This is a genomic window from Asaia sp. SF2.1, from assembly GCF_000505765.1.
Taxonomy (GTDB): Bacteria; Pseudomonadota; Alphaproteobacteria; order Acetobacterales; family Acetobacteraceae; genus Asaia; species Asaia bogorensis.
In genome coordinates this window covers 275,399-286,381 of record NZ_AYXS01000012.1, presented here as the reverse complement: position 1 = coordinate 286,381, position 10,983 = coordinate 275,399, and the positions used below count along the sequence as shown (strand labels likewise).

The 10,983-nt window shown below is 59.8% G+C and carries 9 protein-coding genes; all 9 read left to right on the top strand.

Going from position 1 to position 10,983, the window contains the following annotated elements:
- A partial coding sequence (locus P792_RS0118940) for a bifunctional transaldolase/phosoglucose isomerase (RefSeq protein WP_031240687.1) occupies window positions 1-2,585 on the top strand: 2,585 nt, incomplete at its 5' end.
- Between the two features lie 91 nt (window positions 2,586-2,676).
- On the top strand, window positions 2,677-3,672 hold the full coding sequence (gene gnd / locus P792_RS27640; RefSeq protein WP_023978565.1) for a phosphogluconate dehydrogenase (NAD(+)-dependent, decarboxylating): 996 nt from the start codon (window positions 2,677-2,679) through the stop codon (window positions 3,670-3,672).
- A gap of 133 nt (window positions 3,673-3,805) precedes the next feature.
- Window positions 3,806-5,353, top strand: coding sequence for a glucose-6-phosphate dehydrogenase (gene zwf / locus P792_RS27635; RefSeq protein WP_023978564.1), 1,548 nt, complete (start codon window positions 3,806-3,808; stop codon window positions 5,351-5,353).
- A gap of 28 nt (window positions 5,354-5,381) precedes the next feature.
- Window positions 5,382-6,245, top strand: coding sequence for a Cof-type HAD-IIB family hydrolase (locus P792_RS27630; protein WP_023978563.1), 864 nt, complete (start codon window positions 5,382-5,384; stop codon window positions 6,243-6,245).
- A gap of 94 nt (window positions 6,246-6,339) precedes the next feature.
- The gene (gene pgl / locus P792_RS27625) at window positions 6,340-7,089 is read left to right on the top strand and encodes a 6-phosphogluconolactonase (protein ID WP_023978562.1); all 750 of its coding nucleotides are present in this window, start codon (window positions 6,340-6,342) and stop codon (window positions 7,087-7,089) included.
- Window positions 7,082-7,801 (top strand): ribose-5-phosphate isomerase RpiA, encoded by a 720-nt coding sequence (rpiA, locus tag P792_RS27620; protein ID WP_023978561.1) that lies wholly within the window; start codon window positions 7,082-7,084, stop codon window positions 7,799-7,801. Before pgl ends, rpiA begins: the two co-directional genes overlap by 8 nt.
- Window positions 7,798-8,334, top strand: a complete 537-nt coding sequence (locus P792_RS27615; RefSeq protein ID WP_031240682.1) for a gluconokinase — start codon at window positions 7,798-7,800, stop codon at window positions 8,332-8,334. The genes rpiA and P792_RS27615 overlap by 4 nt, the downstream gene beginning before the upstream one ends.
- A 276-nt stretch (window positions 8,335-8,610) precedes the next feature.
- Complete coding sequence (locus tag P792_RS27610; protein ID WP_161630838.1) at window positions 8,611-9,507, top strand: DUF4349 domain-containing protein; 897 nt, start codon at window positions 8,611-8,613, stop codon at window positions 9,505-9,507.
- Window positions 9,508-9,620: 113 nt separating this feature from the next.
- A partial coding sequence (locus P792_RS0118935) for an MFS transporter (RefSeq protein WP_235075449.1) occupies window positions 9,621-10,983 on the top strand: 1,363 nt, incomplete at its 3' end.

Below are 10,983 nucleotides of genomic sequence, written 5' to 3'. Positions count from 1 at the left end.
CCGACATCAAGGCAACCGCCAAGGTCATGCACCCGGTATTCGTGCAGACCAAGGGCCTCGATGGTTATGTGAGCCTTGAGGTTTCGCCTTATCTCGCTTTCGACACCAAGGCCACGGCTGACGAAGCTCGCCGTCTGTGGGTTGCCGTGAGCGAAGAAAACCTGATGATCAAGATTCCGGGCACGCCTGAAGGTGTTCCGGCATTCCAGGAAGTCACTTCGGAAGGCATCAGCGTCAACGTCACGCTTCTTTTCTCGCTCGAAGCCTACAAGAATGTTCTCGAAGCCTACATCAAGGGCCTTGAGATCCGTCATGCCGCGGGCAAGGATATCAGCAAGATCGCCAGCGTGGCGTCGTTCTTCGTGTCGCGCATCGACGGCAAGATCGATGGTGCCATCGACCGTCGCGTGAAGGAAGGCGACAAGGATGCCGAGGCGCTGAAGGCTCTGCGTGGCAAGGTTGCCATCGCGAACGCCAAGGTTGCCTATCAGCATTATCTCGAAGTGACCGCTTCCGAGCGCTGGAAGAAGCTGGCCGCCGCAGGTGCGCAGCCGCAGCGTCTGCTCTGGGCCTCGACGGGCACCAAGGACAAGACCTTCTCGGACGTTCTTTACGTCGAAGAGCTGATCGGTGAGGACACAGTCAACACCATCCCGCCCGCAACCTTCGATGCCTTCCGTGATCACGGCAAGCTGCGCGCCAGCCTGACCGAAAACGTGGAAGATGCCTTCAAGGTGCTCGAGCAGCAGGCCAAGCTCGGCCTCGACCTCGATGGCGTCACCAAGACCCTTGTAACAGAAGGCTGCGCTTCGTTCTGCGACGCTTTCGACCAGCTGCTTGGGGCGGTAGCAAACAAGCAGGCCACGTTTCTCGGGTCCAAGCTGATCGAGCAGAAGGCCGAACTTCCGGTTGATCTGAAAGCCGCCTCTGATGCGGTTCTCGAAGACTGGCGCAAGACCGGCAAGGGCCGCAAGCTCTGGGCCAAGGACGCCTCTGTCTGGACTGGCGGTGACGAAGCCAGCTGGCTGAAATGGCTCGATATCGTCGACGAGCGTCTGGCTCATGTCGCCGAGCTCGAAGCCTTCGCCAGCGAAGTTAAGGCCAAGGGCTTCAGCGATGTGCTGCTGCTCGGCATGGGCGGTTCGAGCCTCGGTCCGGAAGTGATTTCGGAAACCTTCGGCCAGATCGCAGGCTTCCCCAAGCTGCACGTGCTCGACAGCACGGACCCGCAGCAGGTGAAGACGTACGAGAATGCTGTCGACCTGAAGAACACGCTCTTCATCGTCTCGTCCAAGTCGGGCGGCACGCTCGAGCCGAACATCCTGAAGGCCTACTTCTTCGCCGCTGCCGAAACGGCGCTTGGTTCGGCCCCCGGCAAGCATTTCGTTGCCGTGACCGATCCCGGCTCGCATATGGAGCAGGTGGCAAAGGGCGATGGCTTCTGGAAAATCTTCTACGGTGAGAAGCAGATTGGTGGCCGGTTCTCCGTGCTGTCCAATTTCGGTCTCGTCCCCGCAGCAGCCGCCGGTCTGAACGTTCGCGCGTTCCTCGAATCGGCTCTGCGTTCCGTCAAGGGCGCTTCGGCCAGCACCCCGCCGGCGCAGAACACGGCGCTTCAGCTCGGTGCCATCCTTGGTGCGGCCGCAACGAAGTTCGGTCGTGACAAGGTGACGATCATCGCTTCACCCGCGATCTATGACCTTGGCGCGTGGCTTGAGCAGCTTCTGGCTGAGTCGACCGGCAAGAAGGGCACTGGCCTGATCCCGATCGATGACGAGACCCTTGGTGCGCCGGGCGTTTACGGCAAGGATCGCGTTTTTGCCTATCTGCGCCTGACCGATGCGCCTTGCCCGAACCAGGAGAAGGCCATTGCTGCTCTCGTTGCCGCTGGTGAGCCGGTTGTGACGATCGATCTGGCTGACAAGCTCGATATCGCCCAAGCATTCTTCCATTGGGAATATGCCACTGCTGTTGCAGGCTCAGTGCTGGCAATCGATCCGTTCGACCAGCCGGATGTCGAGTTCAGCAAGATCGAGACCAAGAAGCTCACGACCGCCTTCAACGAGACGGGCAAGCTTCCGGCCGAGACGCCGTTTGCAACCTCGGGTGCGTTCGAGTTCTTCGCTGACGACACCAATGCCAAGGCATTGGGCGGTGGCGATGCGCTGGCAATCCTGAAGGCGCATTTCGGTCGCGTGAAGGCTGGCGACTACGTGGGTGTTCTCGCCTATGTGGAGCGTGATCTGAAGACGCGCGAGTGGATCCAGAACGTTCGCCTCAACCTGCGTGACCAGCTCAAGGTCGCAACGGCAGCCGAATTCGGCCCGCGCTTCCTGCATTCGACCGGCCAGGCCTATAAGGGCGGCCCTGACAGCGGTGTGTTCCTCCAGATCACGGCAGATGATCATGCCGATCTCGCTGTGCCGGGTGAACGCTTCACGTTCAGTGTGGTAAAGGCAGCTCAGGCGCGCGGCGATTTCGACGTGCTGTCCGAGCGTGGCCGTCGCGCCCTGCGTGTGCATATCAAGGGACCGCTTGAAGCTGGCCTCGCCGAACTGGCAACGGTCATCAAGAAAGCCGTCTGAGACTGACGCAATCCGCCCCGCTCCAACGGGGCGGATTGTTTTTTGACGTGGTAGTTAGAGGGCACAGGAAAACTGTGCAGGAGTTTTAGAGATGCAAATCGGTATTGTTGGCCTTGGCCGTATGGGCGGCAACATTGCAGTGCGCCTGACCCGTCATGGTCATGACGTCGTGCTGTTCGACCGCACGCCTGAAGTTGTGACCAAGACGTTCGACCGTGCCGAGAAGGGCCGTGCGATCGCCGCGAACTCGGTGGCCGATCTGGTCAGCAAGCTTTCGGCAGAGCGCAAGATCGTCTGGGTCATGCTGCCAGCCGGTGAGATCACCGAAGCCTGCGTGCAGGAACTGCGCGGCCTGCTCGGCAAGGACGACATCGTGATCGATGGTGGCAACAGCTACTATAAGGACGATGTCCGTCGCGCCCATGAGCTGATGGAAAAGGGCATCCACTACATCGACGTCGGCACGTCGGGCGGTGTCTGGGGCCTCGATCGTGGCTATTGCATGATGTACGGCGGCACCAAGGACTCGGCCGATCATATCGACCCGATCCTGAAGGCTTTGGCACCGGGCAAGGGCGACGTCGTGCGCACCATCGGTCGCGACCGTGAAGGCCTCGATCCGCGCGCTGAGGAAGGCTATCTGCATTGCGGCCCGGCCGGCTCGGGTCACTTCGTCAAGATGGTCCATAACGGCATCGAATACGGCATGATGCAGGCTTTCGCTGAAGGCTTCGACGTCATGAAGTCGAAGAATTCGCCGGTCCTGCAGGAAGACCAGCGCTTCGACCTGAACATGGCCGATATCGCTGAAGTCTGGCGTCGCGGCAGCGTCGTGTCGTCCTGGCTGCTCGACCTGACCGCCGACGCACTCGCCAAGAACGAATCCCTCTCCGAGTTCTCGGGCGAAGTGGCCGATTCCGGTGAAGGTCGCTGGACGATCGAAGCCGCTATCGAGGAATCGGTGCCGGTACCGGTCATGACGGCCTCGCTCTTCACGCGCTTCCGTTCGCGTTCGGGCAACAACTACGCAGAGAAGATCCTCTCTGCCATGCGCTTTGGTTTCGGCGGCCACGTCGAGAAGAAGTGACATGACGGGCCGGGACCTTCTCTGGTCCCGGCCCTTTTTTTTTCTCTAAGCTGTCTGCCTGAATGCCAGCGGGAGTCCGAATGCTCCCGCTCGCACTCCGGCTTTCCGATTATCGACTAAAAAGGTTTGGCATATGGTCGACGTTTCCGCTTCAGCACATGCGGCATTGTCCAATAACGAGACAACGCGTGGGGTTCGCCAGGCGCCTCCCGGCTCCATGGTCATTTTCGGCGGTGGTGGCGATCTGACCAAACGTCTTCTCGTCCCTGCTATCTATAATCTGGACTCCGCCGGTCTTCTCAGTGAGGATTTCTCGATCATCGTGGTCGACTGGGCCGAGATGACGACAGAGGGGCTGCTCGAGCAGCTCAAGGGCGCGCTGGATGACTTTGTCAGCAAGCGCGGGACCAACGCCACGACGCTGCGTCAGGATGTGTGGGACAGACTGTCGCAGAGCATCACCTATCTGCGTGGCTCCTTCGAGGAACTCTCGACCTTCGAGGCCCTCAAAGAACGTCTCGGTGACCGTTCTGCCGTGTTCTACCTTGCAGTTGCAGCAAGGTTCTTCGGGCCGATCGTCGATCTTCTTGGTGAGTCAGGGCTGGCCGAGCAGACCGATACAATCTCCCGCCGCGTGATCATCGAAAAGCCGTTCGGTGCGGATCTGGAATCAGCCAAGGCACTGAATGCCCGTCTGCTGCGCTCGCTGGACGAAAATCAGATTTATCGTATCGATCATTATCTCGGCAAGGAAACGGTCCAGAACATCCTGGCCCTGCGCTTTTCCAACGGCTTTTTCGAGCCGCTCTGGAACCGTCAGAACATCGATCACGTGCAGATCACGGCAGCGGAAACCGTTGGTGTCGAACGCCGCGGTCGCTTCTACGAGAGCACGGGTGCCATTCGTGACATGGTGCCGAACCATCTGATGCAGCTTCTCTCCATGGTCGCCATGGAAGCCCCGACCTCCTTCGATGCCGAGGCCGTGCGTGACGAGAAGGCCAAGGTGCTGAGTGCCATCCAACCCATCGACCTCTCTCAGGTCGTGCGCGGTCAGTATGTCAGCGGCTCTTTCGGCGTGGGTGATGAGGCTGAAGCGCTTCGCGGTTATCGCGAGGAGCCCGATGTCGCGATGGGCAGTCAGACAGAAACCTATGTCGCGATGAAGCTGCGCATCGATAACTGGCGCTGGGCTGGCGTGCCGTTCTATCTGCGCACAGGCAAGCGTCTGCGTCGTCGCAAGACCGAGATTGCCATTCACTTCAAGCAGGCGCCCTTTGCGCTGTTCCGCGATACGCCGGTGGACAAGCTCACCCCCAATATCATGGTGCTGCATATCCAGCCGACTGAAGGCGTGACCATGCAGTTTTCGGCCAAGGTGCCGGGTCCTTCGGTCCGCCTCGGTGGCGTACGCATGAAGTTCGACTATTCCGACTGGTTCAGCGAGGGGCCGAGCACCGGCTATGAAACGCTGATCTATGACTGCATGATTGGCGACCAGACGCTTTATCAGCGCGCCGATACCATCGAAGAAGGCTGGCGCATTGTGGAGCCTGCCTTCACGCAGAACATCGCTGACAAGTCCCCGCTCTGCTTCTATCCGGGCGGCCTGGACGGCCCGCGTGAAGCCGATGAGCTGCTCGCGCGTTCTGGCCGTCGCTGGCTTGATCTGAACAACTAAGATCGTTGGAAAAACGACAGGAGACCTTATGACAATCGAACTGGATGCCATTCACGATGCTCTCCCGCCCGAGGCATCCAGAATTCGGCTTGTCGTCTCCGATATCGACGGCACGCTGATCGGCCCTGACAAATCCCTCGCACCGTCGACACTCGCGGCCGCGCAGGATCTGGCTAAGGCCGGGATTGCCCTGTGTCTGGTCAGCTCCCGTTCGGCAGAGGGTATTTTGCGCTACCACCGCGAACTGGCGCTCAAGACGCCGTTTGGAGCGCTCAATGGTGGTCTGATTGTCAGCCCGGATGACGAGATTCTCTCTCACCTCGTCCTGCCCGAAAGCTGCGTGGTCTCGGCCTGTGATACCTTGTCGGTTCACAAGATCGACACCTGGCTGTTTCGTGACCATGACTGGCTGATCCGCGATCCGGGCGCCTATTACGTAGCCCATGAACGCAAATCGGTCGGTATCGAGCCCGTTGTCGTTCCTGACTTCCGGCCCTACATGTCCGGTGTCGGCAAGATCATGGCAGCCAGTAGCAATTTTGCGCTTCTTCAGCGTATGGAAATCGAGATCGGGGCCATGCTCAAGGGGCAGGCCAGTGTGCACCGGTCGTCGGATTATTACCTCGATATCACGCACAAGGATGCCAATAAGGGCTTCGCAGCCTGTGCTCTGGCAGACCGGCTTGGCATACCCATGAGTGAGGTCGCCTGCATTGGGGACATGTCCAATGATATCCCGATGCTCAGCATTGCCGGGCTCGGCATCGCTATGGGAAATGCCAGCGAGGAAGTCAGCGCCCATGCCCATGTGACGACAGGGCGAAACGACGCAGATGGCTGGGCGCAGGCCATGCGTGATTACGTTCTCCCCCGTGCACCGGGCGCGGACTGAGGCGCGGGCCTGAAAGTGGAATCGTCGTGCGGCATTGCGGCGCGACGGCCCTGCGAAAGGCCCCCTGGAAGCCCTAGAAGAAGGAATGAGACAGATGAGTGGACATGATGTGACCTCGGCCCGGCTCGTGGTTCTGGAAGATGGCGAGGCCGTCGCCCGCAAGATGGCGCAATGGCTTCTTGATCAGGCGCTCGCAAAGAAAGACGGCCCGTTCGTTGTCGCGCTCTCGGGTGGCTCGACCCCTAAGCGTCTGTTCAAGATCATGGCTGAGCCGGCTTATGCCGCCCAGTTTCCGTGGCGTCGTACCCAGATCTTCTTCGGTGATGACAGGCATGTGCCCTTCACCCATGAAGACAGCAATTTCCGCATGACGAGCGAAATCCTGATCGATCAGGTCGACCTGCCGTCCGAAAACGTTCACCCCATCCCGGCCGATGGCACACCGGAGCATGATGCGGCTCTTTATCAGGCCGCCCTGGTGGATGTTTATGGCAGCCATCACCTCATCCCGGGGCGTCCGCTGTTCGATGTGGTCATGCTGGGCATGGGTCCCGACGGTCACACGGCATCGCTTTTTCCGCGTCAGCCTATCCTGCAGGAGCGCGAGAAGTGGGTGGCGGCCTGCACACCGGACAACGCACCGCATGACCGCGTGTCACTGACCTACACAGCGATCCATTCCAGCCGCGCTGTCGTGTTCCTGATCGAAGGAGCAGGCAAGGCCGAGATGCTTGCGCGTGTGCGGGCGGGCGATGCCTCGTTGCCGTCTTCGCATATCACGTCGGAAGGTGAGGTCGTGTTCCTTACGGACAAGGCAGCTGCCGGAGATCTGTCAAATGGCTGATCTCAGCGCACAGGATGCCGCAGCACGTGTGGCCGAGCTGAAGCGTGAGGCTGCGACCCACGCCATCGCCTATATCGAAGATGGCATGGCCGTTGGTCTTGGCACGGGCAGCACCGCAAAGTTCATGATCGACGCGCTCGGAGAACGCGTCCGTCGTGAAGGGCTCAAGATACGCGCAATTCCGACCTCCGAGGCCAGCGCGGCCCAGGCCCAGAGCCTGAACATCCCCATCACCAATTTTGCCGATGATCCGTATCTCGATGTCGCCATTGACGGCGCCGATGAGGTTCAGACCGGCTCGCTGTTCCTCATCAAGGGGCGCGGCGGTGCATTGCTGCGTGAGAAGATCGTGGCGGTCTCGGCGCGCAAGTTCATCGTGATCGTTGATGAGAGCAAGATTGTGGCGGATCTTGGCACCCATATGCCTGTGCCCGTCGAAATCATTCCCTGGGGCTGGGAGCGTGTCGAGAACCTGCTGCGTCAGACGGGTGCCAAGAGCTGCACACCGCGTCGTAATGAGGACGGGTCGCTCTACATGACCGACAACCACAACATCATCATCGATTGCGATTACGAGCGCATCGAAAACCCGCGTGGCCTGGCTGACCGCATCATCTCGATCACGGGTGTGGTTGATCATGGGCTGTTTCTGGACATCACCACCGAAGTGCTGGTGGCGGGCGGGTCCGGTCTGCAGAGGCTCAAGTCATGAGCGCCGCGCACAACCCTGCCGCCGATCGTGCGGCGCCCGGGCTTTTTGTGGTCATGGGGGTATCGGGCTGCGGTAAGACAACCGTGGCACAGGGGCTTGCCGATCATTTTGGATGGCCGTTTCAGGAGGGGGATGATCTCCACCCGCCGGCCAATGTCGCCAAGATGCATAGCGGCATCCCACTGGACGACTCAGACCGCGCACCGTGGCTCAAGATCTGCCACGAATGGCTCCGTGATCATGCGGCAACCGGGGGCGTCCTGACCTGCTCGGCCCTCAAGCGCAAGTATCGCGACACCCTGCGTAGCGGGTTGAATGTCACCTTCGTCTATCTCGAGACCAGCGAGCGCACGATTGCCGAGCGCCTGAAGCATCGTATCGGCCATTTCATGCCGCCATCGCTGCTGCCCAGCCAGCTTGCCACGCTTGAGGCGCCAGGCCCGGACGAGAATGTGGTGACTGTGGATAGTGCGGGTACGCCCGAGATTGTCATGGCGAAGCTGATCGCTTCATTGCAATCCAAGGCCGGCTAGGCTTTTACTCAGCATCCGGATCGATTCACGTTCAGTTTGTGGATCGATCCAAAAAGTCTGTCATCAGATTCTATCCAAGCTCGTGAACAGCTTATGCACAGGCTGATCCGCAGAGTTGTTCCTTGAATCTGGGGATAACTTCTGCCCGCTTTCAGGCATCATGGCGTGATGGATCGGCCTGATGCGGAATTCCGCCCTATTTCCCTCCCAGCCTGACACAAGGCCGCTTTGCTGGTGGCGATTTGCCCAAATCCGGGCAGAGAGATGGCAGGTGATATGAGTTCTTCCAAGCGAGCCATACGGCTCTTTTCCTTAACCGGCGTCTTTCTGACCCTCGCCCTCCTGCCTGGTTGCAAACACCGTCACATCATGCAGCGCGAAGAGGAGTCTCCTCCATCGCCCATGGCAGTCATGGCCCCCGCACCGGCAATGAACCTGCGTTTTCTCAAGCATGGTGTCAGTCAACGGGCCGGGCAGGCGTTCATGGCCTACGAACACCGGCTGGACCTTACTGTCCCCGATCATCTTGTCAGTGCTCATCTGGATGCAGCGCGCTCGGCCTGCACGGTGGCGGTGTCATGCGAACTCGTTTCGTCGAATGAGAATACGGAGGATCTGGGGCAGGGCGTATCGCAGCATTCGGCCCGCATTGCCGTGCGATTGCCCCATGATCGTGTCGAGGCCTTTATCAAAGCCGCCTCATCGCCTCTACCGGGCGAGGAAAGCCGTAATATCGTCACGCGTGCAGCGACAACGAGCGAGACCGATCTGCAAAATGACGTCATTGATGTGGATCGGCGTCTGGCGCAGATGACGGCCTACCGCGACAGGCTGGAAGCCCTTGAGGCCCAGAGTGCCGGCCGTACCGACGACCTGATCAAGGTCGCCAAGGAACTCTCTGAAGTACAATCATCGCTTGAAGATGCACAGAAGGAAAAGAATGGCCTCTCCCGCCGCATTGATACCGAGAGAGTCGATGTCAGCTTCGAGGGTGCGAGGGCAACGTCCACACCTGTCCGGCAGAGATGGAACGAGAGCACACAGATCTTCATGGAGACACTGGGCGACGTCTGGTTCTTCCTGATTCAGGCCGTGGTCTGGGCTCCTCTGGTCCTGATAGGTCTCCTGCTGGTTCGTCGTGCGATACGCAAAGGCTGGTTCAGGCGCGACTAGGGATCAGCGTTCGCTGGCTCAGCTTAAAGTGAGCCGGCGAACCCTTGCAGCTGCGATGCGTCAGAACCGATATCAAAGATTAAAAATTCTGTAATCGGTGAGGGGTTCGCTCTGTGCATTCATTTTCCGACCGGTCGCATCGGGCAGACAGCGTCAAGGACCATGGCAGGCCCATCGAGACGGATATCCCGGCCCGACTGGACAGGTTGCCTTGGTCGCGTTTTCACATGCTCATCGTCGTGGCCCTCGGCATTACCTGGATTCTGGATGGGCTGGAGGTCACAATCATCGGCTCGCTGGCCCCATCGCTCGAACGCGGCGATACGCTCGGTCTGAGCGCCGATGGGATTGGTTTTGCCTCATCGTCCTATGTCGCGGGTGCTGTGCTGGGGGCGTTGCTGTTTGGCTGGATGACGGACCAGCTCGGTCGAAAGCAGATCTTCTTTCTCACTCTGGCCCTTTATGTCGTGGGCGTTGGCGCATCGGCTTTTTCCTGGAATCTGGGCAGCTTTGCCGTTGCCCGTTTCCTGACGGGCATGGGTATCGGGGGGGAATATTCCGCCATCAATTCTGCCATCGACGAGCTCGTGCCAGCCCGGCTGCGGGGGCGAGTGGATGTCATGGTCAACGGCACCTTCTGGGCTGGGGCGGCTTTTGGCGCACTCGGCTCGGTGTGGCTGCTGAATACCGCGCTTATCCCTGTATGGCTGGCCTGGCGCGTGGCCTTTGCCCTTGGCGCCCTACTTGGTGTGGCTGTGCTGCTGTTGCGCACCTTCGTGCCGGAAAGCCCTCGCTGGCTTATCACTCACAGGCGTGTGGAGGAGGCCAATGCCATCGTCAGCCACGTTGAATCGCATTGTGCCGAACCGCAGGGCGGTTGGGCGAGCAAGCTGCCCACGGTGCTTATCTATCCAGCCGGGGTTTTCAGCCCGATGGAGATGATCCGCATCATGGTGCAGCGCTATCGCGGGCGGTCGCTCTATGCGCTGGTCCTGATGATATCGCAGGCCTTTCTCTACAACGCCGTTTTCTTCACCTACGGCATGGTTCTTACCCAGTATCACGGCGTCTCCGCGCGCGAAGTTGGCTGGTACATTCTCCCGCTCGCAATCGGCAATCTGATCGGTCCCCTTGTTCTGGCGCGCTGGTTCGACACCTGGGGACGGCGCCGCATGATTGGCCTGAGTTACGCCATATCGGGCGCCCTGATGGTCATCGTTGCCTGGGCCATGGGGGCTGATCTGCTGACAGCCACGACACAGACGCTCTCATGGTGCGCGATCTTCTTCTTTGCCTCGGCAGCAGCATCATCAGCCTATCTCACCGCAAGCGAACTGTTTCCGCTGGAAATGCGGGCATTTGCCATTGCGGTCTTCTACGCCGTGGGCACCCTTTTCGGGGGTGTCGCGGCACCTGTCATCTTCGGCCATTTGATTGGCACGGGTCGGCTATCGCTGCTGGTCGTCGGGTATCTCG